At 61.4% G+C, this 21,862-nt stretch carries 16 protein-coding genes; 12 read left to right on the top strand and 4 right to left on the bottom strand.

Annotated features, from left to right (window positions below):
* The first annotated feature begins 354 nt into the window (after window positions 1-354).
* Window positions 355-702, top strand: a complete 348-nt coding sequence (locus AC2444_RS14280; RefSeq protein ID WP_128448868.1) for a hypothetical protein — start codon at window positions 355-357, stop codon at window positions 700-702.
* 24 nt (window positions 703-726) lie between these two features.
* Here AC2444_RS14280 and AC2444_RS14275 read toward each other — a convergent pair whose 3' ends face one another.
* Window positions 727-3,207, bottom strand: coding sequence for an ATP-dependent helicase (locus AC2444_RS14275; RefSeq protein WP_012758257.1), 2,481 nt, complete (start codon window positions 3,205-3,207; stop codon window positions 727-729).
* A gap of 247 nt (window positions 3,208-3,454) precedes the next feature.
* On the opposite strand from AC2444_RS14275, the gene AC2444_RS14270 reads away from it, so the two are divergent.
* From AC2444_RS14270 to AC2444_RS14230, 9 genes are all read left to right on the top strand, one after another.
* Entirely contained in the window at window positions 3,455-3,931 is a 477-nt protein-coding gene (locus tag AC2444_RS14270; protein ID WP_012758256.1) for a VOC family protein, read from the top strand.
* Window positions 3,932-4,362: 431 nt separating this feature from the next.
* Window positions 4,363-6,306, top strand: coding sequence for a PrkA family serine protein kinase (locus tag AC2444_RS14265; RefSeq protein ID WP_012758255.1), 1,944 nt, complete (start codon window positions 4,363-4,365; stop codon window positions 6,304-6,306).
* A 12-nt stretch (window positions 6,307-6,318) separates the two neighbouring features.
* Window positions 6,319-7,590, top strand: a complete 1,272-nt coding sequence (locus tag AC2444_RS14260) for a YeaH/YhbH family protein (RefSeq protein WP_012758254.1) — start codon at window positions 6,319-6,321, stop codon at window positions 7,588-7,590.
* Entirely contained in the window at window positions 7,587-9,137 is a 1,551-nt protein-coding gene (locus AC2444_RS14255; protein ID WP_012758253.1) for a SpoVR family protein, read from the top strand. Before AC2444_RS14260 ends, AC2444_RS14255 begins: the two co-directional genes overlap by 4 nt.
* Before the next feature lie 156 nt (window positions 9,138-9,293).
* Window positions 9,294-10,214 (top strand): adenylate/guanylate cyclase domain-containing protein, encoded by a 921-nt coding sequence (locus tag AC2444_RS14250; RefSeq protein ID WP_012758252.1) that lies wholly within the window; start codon window positions 9,294-9,296, stop codon window positions 10,212-10,214.
* Window positions 10,215-10,481: 267 nt separating this feature from the next.
* On the top strand, window positions 10,482-11,693 hold the full coding sequence (locus AC2444_RS14245; RefSeq protein ID WP_012758251.1) for an efflux RND transporter periplasmic adaptor subunit: 1,212 nt from the start codon (window positions 10,482-10,484) through the stop codon (window positions 11,691-11,693).
* Window positions 11,690-14,845 (top strand): efflux RND transporter permease subunit, encoded by a 3,156-nt coding sequence (locus AC2444_RS14240; RefSeq protein WP_012758250.1) that lies wholly within the window; start codon window positions 11,690-11,692, stop codon window positions 14,843-14,845. Before AC2444_RS14245 ends, AC2444_RS14240 begins: the two co-directional genes overlap by 4 nt.
* Before the next feature lie 272 nt (window positions 14,846-15,117).
* A complete protein-coding gene (locus AC2444_RS14235) occupies window positions 15,118-16,116 on the top strand; it encodes a flagellin N-terminal helical domain-containing protein (RefSeq protein ID WP_128448872.1) in 999 nt (332 codons plus the stop codon).
* A 213-nt stretch (window positions 16,117-16,329) separates the two neighbouring features.
* A complete protein-coding gene (locus tag AC2444_RS14230; RefSeq protein ID WP_012758248.1) occupies window positions 16,330-16,995 on the top strand; it encodes a YiaD family glycine zipper/OmpA-like lipoprotein in 666 nt (221 codons plus the stop codon).
* Window positions 16,996-17,044: 49 nt separating this feature from the next.
* On the opposite strand, the gene AC2444_RS14225 is transcribed toward AC2444_RS14230, so the two are convergent.
* A complete protein-coding gene (locus AC2444_RS14225) occupies window positions 17,045-17,452 on the bottom strand; it encodes a DUF2000 family protein (protein WP_012758247.1) in 408 nt (135 codons plus the stop codon).
* A 45-nt stretch (window positions 17,453-17,497) separates the two neighbouring features.
* Between AC2444_RS14225 and AC2444_RS14220 the strand changes: the two genes are divergently transcribed.
* Complete coding sequence (locus tag AC2444_RS14220; RefSeq protein WP_012758246.1) at window positions 17,498-18,409, top strand: AraC family transcriptional regulator; 912 nt, start codon at window positions 17,498-17,500, stop codon at window positions 18,407-18,409.
* Here AC2444_RS14220 and AC2444_RS14215 read toward each other — a convergent pair.
* Window positions 18,369-19,463, bottom strand: coding sequence for an AbrB family transcriptional regulator (locus AC2444_RS14215; RefSeq protein ID WP_012758245.1), 1,095 nt, complete (start codon window positions 19,461-19,463; stop codon window positions 18,369-18,371). The two genes, AC2444_RS14220 and AC2444_RS14215, sit on opposite strands and share 41 nt — an antisense overlap.
* A 247-nt stretch (window positions 19,464-19,710) precedes the next feature.
* Window positions 19,711-20,613 (bottom strand): LysR family transcriptional regulator, encoded by a 903-nt coding sequence (locus tag AC2444_RS14210; RefSeq protein ID WP_012758244.1) that lies wholly within the window; start codon window positions 20,611-20,613, stop codon window positions 19,711-19,713.
* A 92-nt stretch (window positions 20,614-20,705) separates the two neighbouring features.
* On the opposite strand from AC2444_RS14210, the gene AC2444_RS14205 reads away from it, so the two are divergent.
* On the top strand, window positions 20,706-21,740 hold the full coding sequence (locus AC2444_RS14205; protein ID WP_012758243.1) for an aldo/keto reductase: 1,035 nt from the start codon (window positions 20,706-20,708) through the stop codon (window positions 21,738-21,740).
* The last annotated feature ends 122 nt before the right edge of the window (window positions 21,741-21,862 follow it).

Here is a 21,862-nt window from a genome sequence, read left to right as displayed (position 1 = left end):
GGCAGCCTCTGGGCTAAGCTGATTTGCGAAAGGCGTCAAAGCGACGTTTTGACAGGGCGGAAGTGCGATTGACGATGTGAGGCAACGCACGTTAACCTTTTCGGTTACCAAAGTTTTTCATTGGATTTATTGGCTTTTTTTGGCGGTCGGTTTGTCTGGGCGCGATTAAATCCATGCCGGTGTTGGCCCGAAATTGCCGTAATGGAGCACGTGGAGGAGCTATGGGCGGAGTGTTCGGGTTTGCGCGGCTGCGGCATTTCGTCTGCTTTCCGCGAGGGGCGACTTCAGGTCGACCTTGCTCCGGGTGATGATTTCTGCCTTTCTTACCCTTAGAAGCAAGACGGAAGCGAAGCCATGCCAGAGCCGGATCTCGACGAAAAGATCGACGCGACGTTTCGCAACGGGTCGCTGACGGCGGCCGGGATCATCCTTGGTTTCTCGCTCAATTTCATCAGTGTCTGGGTTTCCAATCCTAATGACTGGACCAGCATCGATATTCTGCCGATGCTGTTCCTGACCGTGGGCATCGCCGTCCAGGTGAAAGTCTTTGCCGATCTGCTGGCGCGGGACTCCCTGTTTGCCGCCAAATATGACCGGTCTCGCCGGCTCTTTCTGATCGGATTGGGAATCGTCGCGGCGGGAATGGGCATTGCCCTGATCAACGATGTTCTCGGGCTCGGAAGGATGCGGATGCTCGGGTAAACTTCGCGTCATACTGACGCGAGGTCAGACGCGCTCGACGAACCCGTCCAAGACCCGCTTCTGTCCGGCCCGGTCGAACTCAATCGTCAGCTTGTTGCCCTCGATGCCGGTGATGTTGCCGTTGCCGAATTTCAGGTGGAACACGCGATCGCCGGGGGTGAATCTCGACGGTTCCGACGATGTCGATTTCGCCACCAGCTCACCTTCGATCGTGCGCCCCTTCGGGCCGCTTTCGCCGTAACCTATGCGTTCGACGGCGTGGCCGGAGCGGGTGCCCCAATTGTCGCGTGTGGCGTCGGTCTTGTTGGCCTGGGCGCGTTTCCAGCCGGGCGTGGAATAGGAATTGGTGAAGGGTTCGGCCTTGTCGAAGCGGGACTGGCCGTAGCCGCCGCGGCCGTACCCGCCGTAGCTTTGCTCCATTTCGGCGACCTCGACATGGGTTTCCGGCAGTTCATCGAGGAAACGCGAGGGCAGGGTCGATTGCCAGAGGCCGTGGATGCGGCGGTTGGAGACGAACCAGATGTGGCAGCGGTGCTTGGCGCGGGTGATGCCGACATAGGCGAGGCGGCGTTCCTCCTCCAGGCCGGCGCGGCCGCTCTCATCCAGCGAGCGCTGGTGCGGGAAGAGTCCTTCCTCCCAGCCGGGAAGGAAGACGGTGTCGAATTCGAGACCCTTGGCCGAGTGCAGCGTCATGATCGAGACGGCATCGAGGTTCTCGTTGGTTTCGGCATCCATCACCAGGGAGACGTGTTCGAGGAAGCCGCGCATCGACTCGAAGCTTTCCATCGAGCGGATCAGTTCCTTGAGGTTTTCGAGGCGGCCGGGTGCTTCGGCGCTCTTGTCGTTCTTCCACATGTCGGTATAGCCGGACTCTTCGAGAATCTGCTCGGCAAGTTCGGTATGCGGCGTGTTTTCAAGCAGTTCCTGCCATCGGCGGAAAGATTGAATTACGTCGAAGAGCGCCTTTCGCGCCTTCGGCTTCAGCTCGTCTGTCTCGATGATGTCGGCGGCTGCCGCAAGCATCGGGATATCGCGGGCACGGGCATAGTCGTGCAGCGCGCGCACCGTCGTATCGCCGAGGCCGCGCTTCGGTGTGTTGACGATGCGCTCGAAAGCGAGGTCGTCGGCCGACTGCGCAACGAGGCGGAAATAGGCCATGGCATCGCGGATCTCGAGGCGCTCGTAGAAGCGCGGGCCGCCGATAACGCGATAGTTGAGGCCGAGGGTGACGAAGCGGTCTTCGAATTCGCGCATCTGGAAGGAGGCGCGCACGAGGATCGCCATGTCGTTCAAGAGATGCTTGCCCCGCTGGAGTTGCTCGATCTCCTCGCCGATGGCGCGGGCTTCCTCCTCCGAGTCCCAGGAGGCGTGGACCTGCACCTTGGCGTCGTCCGGATCGGAGCGGTCGGTGAACAGCGTCTTGCCGAGGCGACCTTCATTATGGGCGATCAGATGGGCGGCGGCCCCGAGGATATGTTCGGTCGAACGATAGTTGCGCTCGAGCTTGATGACCTTGGCGCCGGGGAAATCCTTCTCGAAACGCAGGATATTGTCGACCTCGGCGCCGCGCCAGCCATAGATCGACTGATCGTCGTCGCCAACGCAGCAGACGTTCTGCAGCTCGCCCTTAGGGCGCTGAGCGAGAAGCCTGAGCCACATGTACTGGGCCGTGTTGGTATCCTGGTACTCGTCGACGAGGATATAGCGGAAGCGGCCGTGATATTCCTTCAGGAGATCCGGGTTTTTGCGGAAGATCGCGATCGGATGCATCAGCAGGTCGCCGAAGTCGCAGGCGTTCAGCGTCGTCAGGCGCGCCTGATAGGCAAAATAGAGATCGCGGCCACGGCCGTTGGCAAAGGCGCGGGCATCACCCTCGGGGATGTCGGCGGGGCCGAGGCCCTTGTTCTTCCAGGTATCGACCATGCCGGCGAACTGCTTGGCTGGCCAGCGCTTGTCGTCGAGACCTTCGGCCTGAATGAGCTGCTTGATGAGGCGGACGACGTCGTCGGTGTCGAGAATGGTGAAATCGGAGCGCAGGCCGACAAGCTCGCCGTGGCGGCGCAGAAGTTTGACGCCGATCGAATGGAAGGTGCCGAGCCACGGCATGCCTTCGACGGCGCCGCCGACGAGCAGCGCGATGCGCTCCTTCATCTCGCGGGCGGCCTTATTGGTGAAGGTGACGGCGAGGATCTGCGAGGGGAAGGCGCGGCCGGTGTTGAGGATATGGGCGATGCGGGTCGTCAGTACGCGCGTCTTGCCGGTGCCGGCGCCGGCGAGCACGAGGACGGAGCCTTCAAGCGTTTCGACGGCTTCGGTCTGCTCGGGGTTCAACCCGGCGAGATAATCCGGTCGCTTGCCGCCGTCGCGAGCCGCCATGGCGCGGGCGGCGATGCCGCCACCGGCGGCGGGCGCCCGTTCGGCGGGTGCGGCAGGCGGCTGCGGCTTGCGCGCCATCTCGCCCGGCTCTTCGTCGAAGAAGGGCATATCGTCGAAACTATTGCTCATGGCGCGTAATGTAGTGATTCGGGAAGGAAAGACCAGAAAAGATGTTCTGCTTTCATTCCCGAGCCGGCGCTATTCCAGGCGGTATGTTGCGGGCGGTAATGCCGCCGCCGAGCCCGGCTGTAGCCGCGATGCGGGCGGGCGGGGCTGAAAATACCAATCGCGGCCTGTCGGATCAGGCGCCGGTGAGGCGTCCTTGGGTCATCGGACAGCAGTCCGGATCAACACCCGTCAACAAGGAGGCCGTTTCATGCCGAAGATCGTTTCAAATCTCTGGTTCGCCGAGGAAGCCCGCGAAGCCGTCGAATTCTACGTGTCTGTCATCCCGGACTCCAGGATGGGCCGCACCACCATATTGCCGGCGGAAACGCCGAGCGGGCCTCCCGGCAGCGTCGAGCTGATCGAGTTCACGCTCGCTGACCAGGCCTTCCTGGCCATGAAGGCCGGCCCGCTCGATAGTTTCAACCATTCCTTCTCGATCGCGATTCTCGTGGAAAGCCAGGCCGAGATCGATCGGATATGGGATGCTTTCTTAGGCAATGGCGGCACGCCGGAGGCCTGCGGCTGGCTGAAGGACCGCTGGGGCCTTTCCTGGCAGATCGTGCCGCGTGTGCTCTCGGAGATGATCGCCGACAGCGACCGTGAGCGGGCCAGGCGCGTGACCGAAGTGATGCTCGGCATGGTCAAGATCGATGTCGCCGCGCTCGAGGATGCGTTCAACGGCTGAGAGGCCTGCGGAGAGATGATCGCAATATCCAGCGCATGATCGTCATGCGCCCATTTCTCTAAGAATATCCCAAGTTTTCGAACGTCATATGGCCCGTCGCACATCGATATTCACCGATCGAAGCTGGCTCTCCGCCTGCCGACCGCTGATTTTCGAGACCTCGAATCACGGGCGACATTGCACACCTTTTTCATCTTTCTGTCACGTCGTGAAATGTGCTGATACCGCGATGGCGTCTTTCTCCACTATACTGACCAACAGTTTCGTAGAGTAATTAAAGAACCGGTGGATGCACAATTTCGTGCATTGCTAGAAACGGCCGGTGAGCGTGGAATAACCGACGAAACTATTGATTCTCAGGAACGTCATGGCCATCTCGATGGTTATAAGGACACCTGAAGCCTGTGGCATTAACCTTGAATGGAGGGCCCATGCTGAGCGAATCCGTATTTGATGCGTTCACCCGCAGTTATGATGCGCGTCGCGAGACCGATATGTCGATCTCGGATTATCTCGACCTTTGTAAAAAAGAACCGCTTGCCTATGCCAATGCGACCGAGCGCCTGCTCGCCGCGATAGGCGAACCGCAGATGGTCGACACCGCCAGGGACACGCGCCTCGGTCGGATATTCATGAACCGGACCATCCGGATTTATCCGGCCTTTGTCGGCTTCCACGGCATGGAAGAGACAATCGAACGAATCGTTTCATTCTTCCGGCACGCGGCGCAGGGGCTCGAGGAGCGCAAACAGATCCTCTATCTGCTCGGCCCGGTCGGCGGCGGCAAGTCATCTCTGGCTGAGCGGCTGAAGCTGCTGATGGAGCTTCATCCGATCTACGTGCTGAAGGCGGGTGACGAGATCAGCCCCGTTTTCGAAAGTCCGCTCAACCTCTTCGACCCGGACACGATGGGATCGCTCCTGCAGGAGCAATACGGCATTCCCCTGCGACGCCTAAGCGGACTGATGAGCCCTTGGTGCCTGAAGCGGCTCGATGATTTTGGGGGCGATATTTCCCGCTTCCGTGTCGTCAGAGTACAGCCTTCGCGGTTGCGCCAAATTGCGATCGCCAAGACCGAGCCTGGAGACGAGAACAATCAGGATATCTCGTCGCTGGTCGGCAAGGTCGATATCCGCAAGCTGGAGACTTATTCCCAAAACGATCCCGATGCCTACAGCTATTCTGGCGGCCTCAATCGCGCCAATCAGGGCGTGCTCGAGTTCGTCGAGATGTTCAAGGCGCCGATCAAGATGCTGCATCCGCTGCTGACGGCGACGCAGGAGGGGAACTATATCGGCTCCGAGAACATCGGCGCCATACCCTTCACCGGCATCGTCCTTGCGCATTCGAACGAAGCGGAATGGCAAACCTTCAAGGCCAACAAGAACAACGAAGCCTTCATTGACCGTATTTGCGTGATCAAGGTGCCCTATTGCCTGCGCGTGACGGAAGAGCAGAAGATCTACGAGAAGCTGATCGAGGGATCGGAACTCGCGGATACACCATGCGCTCCGGCGACGCTCGAAATGCTGGCCCGCTTCTCCGTGCTGTCGCGTCTGCGCAAGCATGAGAATTCGACATACTTCTCGAAGATGCGCACCTATGACGGCGAAAGCCTGAAGGAGACGGATCCGCGCGCCCGCAGTGTCCAGGAATATCGGGATGCCGCCGGCATCGACGAGGGCATGGACGGCATATCGACCCGCTTCGCCTTCAAGGTGCTCGCCTCCACTTTCAATCACGACACCACGGATATTGGCGCCGATCCAGTTCATCTGATGTATGTGCTGGAGCAGTCGATCCGCCGCGAGCAGTTTTCCGACGATGTCGAGAAGCGATATCTGGAATTCATCAAGGCCGATCTTGCGCCGCGTTACGCAGAGTTCATTGGAAATGAAATCCAGAAGGCCTATCTTGAGTCCTATGCGGATTACGGACAGAATCTGTTCGACCGCTACGTCGACTATGCCGATGCCTGGATCGAAGACGTGGACTTCAAGGATCCCGATACCGGCCAGCTACTCGATCGCGAGCTCCTCAACCAGGAACTGACGAAAATCGAAAAGCCGGCGGGAATTGCCAATCCGAAGGATTTCCGCAACGAAATCGTCAAGTTCTGCTTGAGATCGCGGGCAGCCAACGGCGGAAAGAATCCGTCATGGACGAGCTACGAGAAAATCCGGGAAGTCATCGAAAAGCGAATGTTCTCGCAGGTCGAAGATCTTTTGCCGGTCATTTCCTTCGGATCGAAGAAGGATTCCGAAACGGAAAAGAAGCACAGCGAATTCGTCTCGCGCATGGCCGCGCGGGGTTACACGGAGAGGCAGGTTCGGCGCCTCGTCGAATGGTACATGCGCGTCAAACAGGCAAGTTAATGTGGAGCCAATATGCACATTGTCGACCGTCGGCTAAATCCGCGCGGTAAAAGTCTGGAAAATCGGCAACGGTTTCTTCGGCGCATGAAAGGCGCTGTGCAGCAGGCGGTAAAGCGTTCTCTGCAAAACCGGAACATTCGCGATGTGCTCGACGGCGGGGAAATCAGCCTGCCGATCGATGGAATGGCCGAGCCGAACTTGAGAAGGGGCGACGGCGGCATCCGCGATCATATCCTGCCTGGAAACAGGGCCTTCGTCGAAGGCGACATTCTTCCGCGCCCGCCGGGGAGCAGGGGCGGAAAACCCAAGGATGCGGGTGAGGGCGATGGTGAGGATGGCTTCCGCTTCGTGCTGACGCGCGAAGAATTCCTCGATGTGTTTCTGGACGACCTGGAACTGCCCGACCTTGCCAAACGGCGTCTGGCCGAAACCGAGGAGGAAACTCCATCGCGGGCCGGCTATTCCGTGTCGGGATCGCCGTCCAACATCGCCGTCGGTCGCACGACGAGGCTCGCGATGATGCGCCGCGTCGCGCTTCACCGTCCGCGCCGCGAAGAGATCGAAGCCCTGCAGCGGCAGATCGAGGAATGCGAGGACGACGAGAGCCGCCTGGCGCTTGAGGCAAAACTCAAGTCCCTGACGGAAAAAAGTCGGCGCATCCCCTATATCGATCCGCTCGACGTGCGATATCGCCGCTTCGAAAACGAGCCGAAGCCTGTGGCGAAGGCGGTGATGTTCTGCCTGATGGACGTCTCGGGCTCCATGTCGGAACACATGAAGGATCTGGCGAAGCGGTTCTACCTGCTGCTCTATCTTTTCCTGTCGAAGCGCTACAAGAAAGTGGAGATCGTCTTCATCCGTCACACAGACAAGGCGGAGGAGGTCGATGAGGAAACCTTCTTCTATGGTCCGGCGACGGGCGGCACGCTGGTATCCAGTGCGCTAGCGGCAATGCGCGGGATCATCGCGGCGCGTTTCGATCCGGCAGAGTGGAATATCTACGGCGCCCAGGCTTCGGACGGCGACAACGCCCATTCGGACGGAAACCTGACCGGACAGCTGCTGCACGAGATTTTGCCGCTCTGCCAGTATTTCGCCTATATCGAGGTCGGCGAAGAAGGCGGCGACTCCTCGGTATCCCGTTCACCGCTTTGGATGCTTTATGACGGGATCCGTTCCGAGTTGCCGCTTTCGATGCGCAAGGTCTGCCGGCGAAGCGAAATATTCCCTGTTTTCCACGATCTCTTCCAAAAACGTGACGCACAGTCGAGGGTGACGCCATGACCACGACGATGAGGCCAAGAGAGCGGCTGTTGTTCGAGGGGGCTGACTGGGATTTCGCAACGCTCCAGCGCATCCATGACGCCTGCGAGGAGATCGCGCTTAACGAACTCGGCCTCGACGTCTATCCGAACCAGATCGAAGTCATCACCTCGGAGCAGATGCTTGATGCCTATTCCTCGACCGGCATGCCGCTCTTTTACCGCCACTGGTCTTTCGGCAAGCACTTCGCGCATCACGAAGCTTTCTACCGCCGCGGGATGCGCGACCTTGCCTATGAGATCGTCATCAACAGCTCTCCCTGCATCTCCTACCTGATGGAGGAGAACACGGCGACGATGCAGACGCTCGTCACCGCGCATGCGGCCTTCGGCCACAACCATTTCTTCAAGAACAACTATCTCTTCAAGCTCTGGACCGATGCGGAGGGGATCCTCGATTACCTCGATTTCGCCAAGGGTTATATCACCCGCTGTGAGGAACGTTACGGCGAGACGGCCGTCGAGCGGACACTCGATGCGGCGCATGCACTGATGTCGCATGGGGTGCATCGATACGCGGGCAAGACCACCATCGACCTTCGCCAGGAGGAGAAGCGGCAACAGGAGCGCCGCGCCCATGAAGAGCAGATGTTCAACGATCTGTGGCGCACGGTTCCCGTCGGCAAGGCCCGAAAGGCCGGCGACGTCGGCCTGGAAAAGCGCCGCGCCGCCCTCGGTCTCCCTCAGGACAACATCCTATACTTTCTGGAAAAGTCGGCGCCGCGGCTGCAGCCGTGGCAGCGCGAGATCCTTCGCATCGTCCGCCATGTCGCACAATATTTCCATCCTCAGCGGCAGACCAAAGTGATGAACGAGGGAACTGCCACCTTCGTCCACTACCAGATCATGAACCGGCTTCACGAGCGAGGGCAGATCAGCGACGGAAACTTCCTCGAATTCCTGAAGTCGCACGCCAACGTCGTGTTCCAGCCGAGCTACGACGATCGGCGGTTCTCGGGCTTCAACCCCTATGCGCTTGGTTTTGCGATGATGCAGGATATCGAGCGGATCGTCACGAAGCCGACGGATGAGGACCGCGCATGGTTTCCCGATATTGCTGGGCGAGGCGATGCGATGGCCGTCCTGCGCGACATCTGGGCCAATTACCGGGACGAGAGTTTTATCAGCCAGTTCCTGAGCCCGAACCTGATCCGGCAGTTGCGGCTGTTCCATCTCTACGACGATCCTGATCAAACCGAGGGGGTGCTGGTTTCGGCGATCCACAATGAGCGCGGATATTTGCGCATCCGCCGCCAGCTCTCCCGCGAATATGATATCGGCTGGACCGATCCTGCCATCGATATCGTCGATGTCGATCTCGCCGGCGACCGCCGGCTGCTGCTACAACACATCATGATGAATGGTTGCTATCTTCAGGAAAATGACACGAAGCTCGTCCTGCAGCATCTCGCCGATCTCTGGGGCTATGACGTTTTGCTTCAGGAAATCGACAGTTCCAGCGCGGTGGCGAAAGAACACACGGCGAGCCCGCGCAAGATCGTTCAGTGATCACAGATTATGCTGACGGGCGATAATGGACAATTATCGGTGGCAACAAACACAAAGCCTTAGTAGTTTACCGCCGTTGCAATCGCCCACTTGATCTCGACCAGTTTCACCCTTTGCAGCGATCTTCCGGGGCGGATAGCGCGGAGACGAGAGACCATGAGTGAAACGCGGCGCAAGCTGACGACGATCTTCTGTGCTGACGTGCAGGATTATACGCGGCTGATGGGGACTGATGAGGAAGGGACGCTTGCGAGCCTCAAACGCTGCCGGGAAGCGATGGGACGCCTGATCGAAAGCCATGGCGGCCGCGTCATCAACACCTGGGGCGATGGGCTGATCGCCGACTTCCCAAGCGTGGTCGAGGCGGTGCGTGCGGCCGTCGACACCCAGAACGAACTCGCGGGTTTCAACGCCCGCCGACCGGCCGACGGTCGCATGCTCTTCCGTATCGGCATCAATCTCGGCGACGTAATCGTCGAGGGCGAGGACATCTATGGCGACGGCGTCAATATTGCCGCGCGGCTGCAGGCGTCGGCCGCGGCCGGCGGCATCGTCATATCAAGTACCGTTTACGATCAGGTCCGCAACAAGGTGGCGGTTGGTTTCGAGTTTCTCGGGCCGCTGATGGTGAAGAATGTCGATGAAGGCGTGCCAAGCTACGCGGTAAAGATCGGCGATGCCAGGGAGGAGACGCCGCATGCCGAACGATCCGGCGCCGCGCGGCCGCAGCCGGCGGCGGTTATGGCGGCAGCCAAGGTTGAGACAACCCCAGCACCGGGAGGACGCAGGCTGTATGGCGTGCTCGGCGTCATCGCCGCCGTCCTGATCGGTATCAATCTCTTGTCGTGGCAGGGCGTCTTCTGGGCGCGGTTTCCGGTGCTTGCGCTTGCCGTCGTCGCGGCGCTCGCCTGGAACCGCGATCAGATCCTGTTCAACCGAAAGATCACCTCGCTGGCGATCCTGGCACTTGGCCTTGCCGGCCTCAACCTCTTCACCTGGACGGGGCAGTTCTGGGCGGTGTGGCCGATACTGGGGATTGCGGCCGTCATGGGCGTGCGATGGTCGATGCGCAGATAGACATTCAACCCGCATCGTCGGACATTTGTGCGATATCTCGCCCGATAATCGGCGGTGTCAAAGGCATGGGCGAGTGTTCGTTCAAACAAAAGTGAGCGGCCGGGTTATTTCCATTCTTTGCTGATATTACAAATCGGTAATGCCGGCTGCTTATGCTTGCCGGTAAGCTGTAAACGCGCGATATTGTCGCATCAGACGGGAATCTCGATCCCGCAGCGCCTCTTTCGACCGACCCTGGTCCAACCTCGAGTCCCTCTGGAGACGTGAATGGCCTTTTGGAAGCAGTTTATACTGTCGCTCATCGTCATTATTGCCGGCTTTGCCGCGTGGGTTTTCTTTGTGCCCGGCGCCGGCGATACGATGCGCGATGCAGGGATTCCAGACAGCATCGTTTCCAAGATCGCGCCGAAGGCTGAGGAGACGGTGGATGCCGACGCTCCAGCCCGGGCGCAGGGGCAGCAACGCGGCGACGGACAAGGGCAGGGACAGAACCGCCGTAATGGCGGCGGGCGCAACAGCGCCATTCTCGTCGCGACGCAGGCAGTCGTCCAAGGTATCGTCAACGACCGGCTGAATGCCATCGGCACGGGTGACGCGATCCGTTCGGTCGCGGTCACGCCGCAGGCATCGGGCACAATCCGCGAAATCCTCATCAAGTCGGGCGACAGGGTGAAGGCCGGCCAGGTGCTCGCCAAGCTCGACAGCGAGGAGCAGGTGATCGCCCGCGGCCAGGCTGACGTGGCGGTTAAGGCCGCCGTCGAGAAGTCCAACCTTTATCACAACATCAAGTCCAGCGTGTCGCGCATGGACGTGTTCGATTCCGAGATCGCCGAGCAGGGCGCGCGGCTGCAGCTGCAGGCCGCCGAGCTCAATCTCGCCCGGCGCAACATCACCGCGCCGATCGACGGCATCGTCGGCATCGTGCCGGTCAATATCGGCGACAATGTTACGACGAGCATCCCGATCGTCACGCTCGACGACCGTTCGGAAATCCTCGTCGACTACTGGGTGCCGGAGCGCTTCGCCAATACTGTGTCGGTCGGCCAGCCGGTCGAGGCGATGTCGGTGGCAAGGCCAGGAAAGGTGTTTTCCGGCGTGGTCGAAGCCGTCGACAACCGCATCGACGCGGCAAGTCGCACGCTGCGCCTGCGCGCCAAGATCGACAACAGTTCGGACGAGCTGCGCGCCGGCATGTCCTTCAGCGTCAGCATGAAATTTGCCGGCGATAAATATCCGGCCGTCGACCCGGTCTCGGTGCAGTGGGATTCACAAGGGTCTTTCGTCTGGCAGGTCAACGACTACAAGTCGCACAAGGTGCGGGTCAGTATCGTGCAGCGCAACCCGGATTTCGTGCTGGTCAAAGCCGACATCAAGGACGGCGACGTGATCGTGACACAGGGACTGCAGCGCGTGCGCGAGGGCGGGGCAGTGCGTGTGAGCGCCGATGTCGCCGCGGCTGCGGAGGTCGCCACCCAATGAGCGTGACCGAGATTCATCAGGACAGGGCCTCGGGCAAGCAGAGCTTCACCGCGCTTTTCGTTCGCCGGCCGATTCTGGCGCTGGTGTTCAATACGCTGATGGTCGTCGCCGGCCTTGCGGCCTATGTCGGCGTTGAGGTGCGCGAACTGCCGGATGTCGACCGTCCCGTCGTTACCGTGCGCACCACCTTCGATGGCGCATCGCCGCAGACGATCGACCAGGAACTGACCAAGGTGATCGAGGGGGCGGTCGCGCGCGTCAGCGGCCTGAAATCGATTTCGTCGACCTCATCCTTCGGTCAGAGCCGGGTGACGCTGGAATTTTCGGATGCGATCGATCTCTCGGTCGCCGCCAACGACGTGCGCGACGCGATCGGCCGCATTACCCAGAACCTGCCCGACGAAGCGGATGCGCCGCAGATAGTCAAGGCGGATTCGGATTCCTCGGCGATCATGCGCCTTGCCGTCACCTCCACCAATCTCAACATGGACGACCTGACCCAGCTCGTCGAAAACGAGGTGATTGATCGCCTCGCCTCCGTCGACGGGGTTGCCGACGTCGAGGAATATGGCGACCAGGAGAAGGTCTTCCGCGTCGATGTCGACCAGGGCGCGCTTGCCAGCCGCGGGCTGACCATCGGCGACCTGACGAAGGCGCTCGACAATGCTGCACTCGACGTGCCGGCGGGCTCGCTGAAGAGCAATACGCAGGATATCGTGGTGCGCGCCACTGCCAACCTGCAGACGCCGGCGGATTTTTCTAACGTCATCCTGCAGGACCGCGTTCGGCTCGGCGACGTCGCGACAGTGATGCTCGGGCCACGCGACGGCGAAACGGCGCTACGCTCCAACGGCAAGCCGGGCATCGGTCTCGGCATCATCCGCCAGGCGCAGTCGAATACGCTGAACATCTCGACTGGCATCAAGGCGGCCGTCGACCAGCTGTCGAAGACACTGCCCGAGGGCACGACGATTGCCATCACCAGCGACGACGCCGTCTTCATCCAGGGCGCGATCCACGAGGTGGTACTGGCGCTGATACTCGCCGCCGTCATCGTCACCGCCGTCATCTACCTCTTCCTGCGCGATTGGCGGGCGACGTTGATCCCGGCCGTCAGCATGCCGGTGGCGCTGATCGGCACGCTGGCGGCGATCTACATGGTCGGCTTCTCGATCAACATTCTGACGCTGCTCGCGATTGTGCTGGCGACCGGCCTCGTCGTCGACGATGCGATCGTGGTGCTCGAAAATATCGTACGCCGGCGCTCCGAAGGCATGGGACCGCGCGCTGCTGCCGTGCTCGGAACGCGCGAGGTGTTCTTCGCCGTCATCGCCACGACGGCGACGCTGGCGGCGGTGTTCATTCCGCTCTCCTTCCTGCCGGGACAGGTCGGTGGCCTCTTCCGCGAATTCGGCTTCGTGCTCGCCTTCTCGGTCGGGCTGTCGTCGATCGTGGCGCTGACGCTGTGTCCGATGCTTGCCTCGCGCATGCTGACCAAGCCGATGCTCGAGGATCACGGCGTGCTCGGCCGCTTCGGCGGGGCGCTGGCCGATCTCTACAAATGGGCACTGCACGGCTGTCTCAACGCGCCCTTCGTGGTCATCCTGTTCTCGGTGATCTTTGCCGGCGCGGCGCTCATCGCCTTCTCGACGGTCAAGAGCGAGCTGACGCCCGAAGAGGACCGGTCGATGGTGATGATGCGGCTGACGACGCCGCAGGGATCGAGCCTCGAATATACCCGCGACAAGATGCAGCTCGTCGAGGAATATCTGCAGCCGCTGGTCGACCGCGGCGACATCCGCAACGTCTTCTCGATCTCCGGCCAGGGTGGTTCGCTGAACAGCGGCTTCATGGTGCTGACGCTCGCCCCCTGGGGAGAGCGTGACAGGACGCAGACGGAGATCGTCGGCGATATCAACCAGGCGGCCTCCAGGGTGCCGGCTTTGCGCGGCAATGCTATCTCATCGAACAGCCTTCGCATCCGCGGTGCCGGCAGTGGTCTGCAGATGGCGCTGATCGGCAATGATCACGAGGCGCTGACGGCGGCGGCCGCCAAGCTGGTTCAGGCGCTCGAGGCCACTGGCCAATATGATACGCCGCGCCTGACCAACGAGCCCAGCCAGGCGCAGGTGTCGGTGGCGATCGACCGCGAGCGCGCCTCGGATCTCGGCATCGATATAACCGGGCTTTCGACAGCAATCCAATCGCTGCTCGAAGGGCGCTCGGTGGTCGATGTCTTCGTCGACGGCGAATCCTATCCCGTGCTTCTGACCTCGACGACGCGGCCGATCGACGATCCGACCGATCTTGAGAACGTGTTCCTGAAAACCGGCGACGGCAAGATCGTGCCGATGTCGGTCATCGCCACGATGAAGGAAGGTTCGGTCGCGCCGCAGCTCAACCGCGAGCAGCAGCTCGCCTCCGTGGCGATCACCGCCGGACTCAGAAACGGCAAGTCGCTCGGCGATGCCGTCAAGCAGGTGACTGATCTCGCCGAGCCGCTGCTGCCGCCAGGCTCCCGCCTGCTGCCGCTTGCCGAGGCGGCGACGCTCGAAGAGAATTCGAGCGGCATGGCGCTGACCTTCGGCTTCGCCATCGTCATCATCTTCCTGGTGCTGGCCGCGCAGTTCGAAAGCGTGCTGTCTTCGCTGATCATCATGTCGACGGTGCCGCTTGGTCTTGCCTGCGCCGTCTTCGCACTTGTGATCACCGGCTCCAGCCTCAACATCTACAGCCAGATCGGCCTGGTGCTGCTGGTCGGCGTCATGGCGAAGAACGGTATCCTGATCGTCGAATTCGCCAATCAGCTGCGCGACCGGGGCGAGGATGTGCGGTCCTCGCTCGAGAAGGCCTGCGCGCTGCGCCTTCGTCCCGTGATGATGACGATGATCGCCACCATCCTCGGCGGCGTGCCGCTGGTTTTTGCCCACGGCGCCGGCGCCGAAGCGCGCGTAGCACTCGGCTGGGTGATCGTTGGAGGCCTCGGTTTCGCAACGCTGGTGACGCTGTTCATTACGCCGGTCGCCTATCTGCTGCTTGCCCGCTTCGCCAAGCCGCACGCCCACGAGGAGGCGCGCCTGCACGAAGAGATGTCGGTCGCCACACGGCCACGCGCCGCACCCGATGACGAGCAGCTGCAGGCCGCCGAATAAGCTTTTCATCCGATTTCGCAACGCCGCCGTACCTCGTCCGGCGGCGTTTCTTATGGTGTATGAAACCTTGAAAAATAAGATGGATTACTTCTGACGTTTAGTCGTTTGTTAAGCATAAACGGCAATGATTGTTGCCAGTAACCGACTGGTCTTCTTCGTTTCTTGAAGGCCGCAACGCGCTGGAACGCCAGCGACCCCGGACATGACAGTCCGTGCGGACGGTTCATTTCTTGTGCAGTTTGCGTCCTGTTGTGTTTTTGGAGTTTAGTTCTGTGAGTATTTACCAGCGCGTCTCGGTGGATGCGGCGCTTCATGTGCTGCGCGATATCAACCGTAATATGGCGGTCACGCAAAACCACATCACGACCGGTATGCGTGTGGCAAAAGCCAGCGACAATGCCGTCTATTGGTCGGTCGCCACCACTGCGCGAACCGACAACAAGGCGGTTTCGGCGATCCAGGATGCGCTTGGTATGGCGGCGGCGACGATGGGAACGGCCTATACCGGCGTCCAGAACGTCATCGATGTCGTCTCTGAGATCAAGGCCAAGCTGGTTGCCGCGACCGAAGACGGGGTCGACAAGGACAAGGTCAATGAACAGATCAAGCAGTTGCAGGAGCAGTTGCGCAGCGTCTCCGAGGCGGCGACTTTCAATAGCGACAACTGGGTGGTTCTCAACAACGATGCGACACCGACGCAGCCGCGCCAGATTCCGGCCTCCTTCATCCGCAATGCCGACGGGACCATCTCGGTCGGCATGCTGAGCTATCATATCGACACGACGCCGAGCGGGAGCACGACCTCTAAGGACGCACGCTACCTGATCGATGATCGCGCCACCGGTTCGGGCGAATACGGCGTGCTGACATCGGCCTATTTCGCCACCGAGCTCGGCGCGTCGCAGGACTACGTGCTGATGCAGAGCAAAAACGGCACCACCACAGGGCAGGTAGTGATTTCGCTCTCGGCTAGCACGACGAAAGGACAGGTCGGCGAAATGATCAGCGTCGTCGATGCCGCGCTGTCGCAGCTGACGACGGTCGGTTCGGCCTTCGGCGCGTTGGAGAAACGCATCAACCTGCAGAACGACTTCGCCACGAAACTGCACGACAACAATGCCACCGGCATCGGCCGGCTTGTCGATGCCGACATGGAGGAGGAGTCGAGCAGGCTCAGGGCGCTGCAGACGCAGCAGCAACTCGGCCTGCAATCGCTGAACATCGCCAACGCAACCTACGATACGGTGCGGCAGTTGTTCCAAAATTTCTAAGTGTGCGATCCCACTCTCTGTCATTCCTGTGACGAGCACAGGAATGAGGGAGGAGAAGTGGACGGTCATCCGCTAAAACTGGTGATATCAGCGCAATCCCGCAACATGGCTGTGTTTCGGCGCCCGAATTTGCCCTATCAGGAGAACATCTTCATTTTCTTGCCGCAATCCTTGCCATTTGCTCGGATCAGTCGAACGGAGACCGTCCTGTCCATGATCAAAAAATTCGTACTTCTCGCTATTGCCGCAAGCTATCTCAGTGCCTGCACGACGACCGATCCCTATACCGGTGAACAGAAGGTTTCCAATACGGCGGGTGGTGCTGCGCTTGGCGCCCTCGGCGGCGCTCTCGTCGGCGTGGCCGTCGGTGGTGGCGGCCACGGCAAGCGCAATGCGGCGTTGATCGGCGCAGGCGTCGGGGCTCTCGCCGGCGGTGCGATCGGCAATTACATGGACCAGCAGGAATCCGAGCTTCGCGCCCAGCTCGAAGGCACCGGCATTTCGGTGACCCGCAACGGCGACAACATCATTCTTAACATGCCGTCGAACATCACCTTCGACGTCGATCAGGACGCGGTGAAGCCGGGCTTCTATCCGACGCTGAATTCGGTGGCGATCGTGTTGCGCAAGTTCAACCGCACGCTGATCGACGTCAACGGCCATACGGATTCGACCGGCAGCCTGCAGCACAATCAGGACCTGTCGCAGCGCCGCGCGCTTTCGGTTGCCGATTATCTCGGCGGTCAGGGCATCGACCAGCGCCGCGTCTCCGCCGTCGGTTTCGGCCCGTCCCAGCCCGTCGCCTCCAATGCGAGCGAGGCCGGCCGCGCGCAGAACCGCCGCGTCGAGATCCAGATCGCGCCGATCACGCAGGGCTGAACCGAATTTTCTGCCTTTGAAACGGCCGGGCTTAGCCCGGCCGTTTCTGTTAGTGCTGCATCGTGGCGCCCTTGGTGATCTTGTCGACGATCTTCTTTTCGGCGCGCAGCGCGATGCCGACCACCTTGGCGTCTTCAGGCGCAAATTCTGCGAAGACGGCGCGGTTGGCAGCGTCGTGGCCGGTCGCAAACATCTCCTCGATGAACAGCGAGCTGGTAATATCGCGCTCCAGCGCGCGGCGGTGAACTGCTGATATCGTCGCCTCGTCGGCGGAGAGCACGATGATCGGCTGGATCGATAGCGGATTGTAGAGATTGCCGGCGCGGTCCTTGTAGGCTTCGCCGATGATCTCGGGATGCCCGCCGGCGATGCCTGTCATCAGGAAGGCGGTGACGTTCAGCTTCTGCCAGCCGGCAAGATTGTTTCGCAGGACGACGGCAATTTTGGTATCAAACATCGTACGGTCTTTCACCTATCTACGGGTTATGGAGTATCGGGCGCGTTGAACCAGGACTTACATCCGCAGGTCTTCGAAGGTCTTGAACGTTTGTGCGCGGGACCATCCGGCAACGCCATCCTGGCTGCGCCGGCCTTTCCCGGCATCGAGCGCATCGAGGCGCAGTTCTCAGGCAATGCTTTCGAGCCGCATCGGCACGACACCTATGCACTCGGCGTGACTCTGAAGGGGGTACAGACCTTCCGCTATCGCGGCGTGCGGCGCTTCAGCCTGCCGGGGCAGGTGATCGTGCTGCATCCCGACGAAGAGCATGACGGCGGGGCGGGGACCGAGGATGGGCTGCACTACCGCATGCTCTATCTGGAGCCGTCGCTGCTTCTCGAATGCCTGGAGGCGGATGGCGTCGGCCTGCCTTTTGTCGATGAACCCGTTATCGGCGATCCTGCGCTGGCGGGCGTGCTGCTGGCAGCACTCGGCGAACTTGACCGCGAACTGGACGAGCTTTTCGTCGACGATTTCGTATCGCGGGTGACGGGCGGGCTGTCACGGCATGCGCGCATGCCGCGCCGGCCGCTGGGCCTCGTCGCGTGGCGGCAGGCGCGGGCAGCGCGGGATTATCTTGAGGCACATGCGACCCGGGCAGTGTGCTCGGGGGAGCTGGAAGCGGTGACGGGGCTCGACCGCTTTGCGCTGTCGCGGCATTTCCGGGCGGCCTTCGCCACCAGCCCGCATCGCTACCTATTGATGCGGCGGCTGCAGCGGGCGCGGGCGATGATCGGTGCGGGCGAGGGGATTTCCGATGTGGCGGCGGCGACCGGCTTTGCCGACCAGAGCCATCTCAACCGCCATTTCAAGAAGGCCTACGGCATGACGCCCGGCCAATGGGTAGCACTCACGCATAACCCCAAACAGGGCATTAGACGGGATTTTCCGCAAGGCCGGAACGGCGTGCGATGAAGCGGGCGAGCATCGGGCCGATCATCAGGATCACCAGGAAACGGCCGGTCTGCATCGCCATCACGAAGGGCACGTCGACATCGCTGGAGGCGGCGATGATGGCGACGGAATCGGCGCCGCCGGGGCTGGTGGCGAGATAGGCGGTCAGCGGATCTATGCCGGCGAAGACGTGAAGCGCCACGGCCATGCAGCCGCAGAGCGCCATCAGCAGCACGATGCAGGCCGATACCCTCGGCAGGGCGCGCGCCACGTGCTTGAGGATCGAGCGAGTGAACCGCAGGCCGATGCTCCAGCCGACCAGTGCATAGGCGATGGCGAGCAGCCACATCGGTAACTCAATTTTCACGAGGCCCATGCCCTGCAGCAAGGCGCCGAGAAAGAGCGGCACGATGATCGTGCCACCCTGGAGGCGCAGGCGCCAGACGCCATAGGCACAAAAGGCGGCAAAAGCCATCGTCGCCGCAAAGGCCGGCCAGTCGATCTCGGGAAAGAGGACAAGCGGCGGCGGCTCGGCGCCATCGGCTGCCACCCACAGGCGCGAGATCACCGAGGCGCCGACGGCGACGAAGACGACGCGCAGATACTGCATGAATGCGACGAGACGGGCATCGGCGCCATAGGCTTCCGACATGATGACCATGGCGGAGGCGCCGCCCGGCGAGGAGCCCCAGACCGCGGTCGTACCCGGCAGCACCTGCCAGCGCGTCAAAAGCCAGCCGAGGCCGGTGGCGATGGCGATAACCGAGAAGATGAACAGCAGAAAGAGCGGTGCGTCTTTCGCCATGGTGCCGAGAATGTCAGGGGTGATGGTGCGCGCCATCATCAGGCCGACCAGGACCTGGCCGAACTGCAGCGGCCAGAAGGGCACGCGAAGCTTTCCCTTGCCGACGGTCAACGCCAGTGCGATTGCCGCGACCATCGGTCCGATCAGCAGCGAGGCCGGCAGAGCAAAGAGTTCGAGGAAGACGACGAGAGCAGTCGAAAGTGCCAGCAGCAGCGCCCATTTCGCCAGGCCGGAATCCCGCAGCAGGCGGCTTACGTCGCAGAATGACATGATCCCCGTGTCTTTCCTGGCCGGCGCCAAGCCCTGAGGCTGAGGGCTCCGGCATGACGAAGAAATGCCGGCTACAAGAGCCGGCTGGCGCGGGTCCGGTATAGGCGGGGGCGAGGCGGGCGGTCAATTGCGAAATCTGGCTTCTCGGTGCCCTATAATGCGAAACTGATTCATGCGACCGCTTCAAGTCGTTGTTTTTATGCATGTCACCTTTACAAAGCCGCTGCACGGTTTTGGGCGGGGTGCCTCAGAAACGTACATGGCTGGCGAGAAAATCGAGCAGTGCGCGTACACGCGCCGGTAGCGGGCCGCCCTGGCCCATATAGACGGCGTAGAACTCCTCGAGATCGTCAGGATTGGCCTCTTCGAGCACCGGCACCAGGCGGCCGGCATCGATATCGGCGCGCACGGTGAAGGCGGCGAGCCGGGCAAGGCCGGCGCCTGACAAAGCGAGGTGACGCATGGCTTCGCCGTCTCCCACCTGCAGGCCCGGGGTGATCGGGATCATCACCGTTTCGCCACCTTCGCGCAGCGACCAGCCCTCGATGGCGCGGGCGTAAGAAAAGCCGATGCGGCAATGGCGGCGGAGATCGGCGATCGTGAGTGGTTTGCCATGACGCGAGAGATAATCCGGTGCTGCGACGATGATCTTGCCGGTGGCGCCAAGTTTGCGAGCGATCAGGCTGGAATTCTTCAAGGGGCCGGCGCGGATTGCGACGTCGGCACGCTCCTCCATCAAGTCGACTATCCTGTCGGTATGGGAAATATCCAGCGTCACGGCCGGATGAAGCGCCATGAAGGCCGGCACGAGCGGCGCCAGCACATGATTGCCGAAAGAGCCGCTGGTGTTGATGCGGATTCGGCCTGAAGCCTGTTCACCTGTCGAGGCCTGACGTTCAGCCTCGGCGATATCGGCAAGGATGGTGATGCTGCGCTCGTAGAAGGCACAGCCTTCCGGCGTCAGCTGCAGCTTTCGGGTAGAGCGGTTGACGAGGCGGACGCCGAGGCGGGTCTCCAGCCGGGCGACGAGCTTGCTGACAGCCGACGGCGTCATGCGCCGGGCCGTGGCGGCGGCGGAAAAACCGCAGCGCTCGACGACACTGACGAAGACTTCCATTTCGCCGGAGCGGTTGATGTCCTGACGGCTCATGATGAATTCAAGTCACAGATGATTTGCTTGGGGGCAATCTATATCATCGGGCGACCAAGGTCTATCTCATAGGAAATACAGGAGACAGATCCATGGACTACAGAAATCTCGGCGCCTCCGGCCTCAGAGTGCCGGTCTTGAGCTTCGGCGCCGGCACATTCGGCGGCAGCGGGCCGCTGTTCGGCGCCTGGGGCAATACCGATGCCGAGGAAGCGCGGCGGCTTGTCGATATCTGCCTCGAAGCCGGCGTCAATCTCTTCGACACGGCCGACGTCTATTCCGCCGGCGCTTCCGAGGAGGTGCTCGGCCAGGCGATCCGCGGCCGGCGAGACGCTGTGCTGATCTCGACGAAGACGGCGCTGCCAATGGGCGAGGGGCCGCAGGACTGGGGAACGTCGCGAGCACGGCTGATCCGCGCCACCGAGGATGCGCTGCGCCGGCTCGGGACCGACTATATCGACCTCCTGCAGCTTCATGCTTTCGATGCCTCGACGCCGGTCGAGGAGGTGCTGTCGACGCTCGACGGGCTCGTCGCCGCAGGCAAGATCCGCTATACCGGCGTTTCCAATTTTGCCGGCTGGGAACTGATGAAGTCGCTCGCCGCCGCTGAGCGCCACGGCTATCCGCGTTATGTCGCCCATCAGGTCTATTATTCGCTGGCGGGGCGCGATTACGAATGGGAGCTGATGCCGCTCGGCGCCGACCAAGGTGTGGGAGCCCTCGTCTGGAGCCCGCTTGCCTGGGGCCGGCTGACCGGCAAGATCCGCCGTGGCCAGGCGCTGCCCAAGGCAAGCCGGCTGCACGAGACGGCGCAATACGGCCCGCCCGTCGACGACGAGAAGCTGTTCGACATCGTCGAGGTGCTGGACGCCATCGCGGGTGAGACCGGCCGGACGATGCCGCAGATCGCCATCAACTGGCTGCTTAACCGGCCGACGGTATCGAGCGTCATCATCGGCGCCCGCAACGAGGAACAGCTTCGGCAGAATCTTGGTGCGGTCGGTTGGAGCCTGTCGAAGGAGCAGGTCGAAAGGCTCGACGCCGTCAGCACTGTCACGGCGCCCTATCCCTATTTTCCCTATCGCAGGCAGGAGGGTTTTGCGCGGCTCAATCCGCCGATTGTCTGAGGTGCGAGGGCGGCGGACTTGGCTATAGCAGCCTGCCTATAACAAAGTGGGAATGAAATCTTCTGCCAATCTTAACTGGACAGCCGCTTTGACTTGCCGCATACCCAGCCTGACCTGCGGAA

The organism is Rhizobium sp. WSM1328, assembly GCF_057653715.1.
This window is presented reverse-complemented; position numbering and strand designations above follow the sequence as displayed.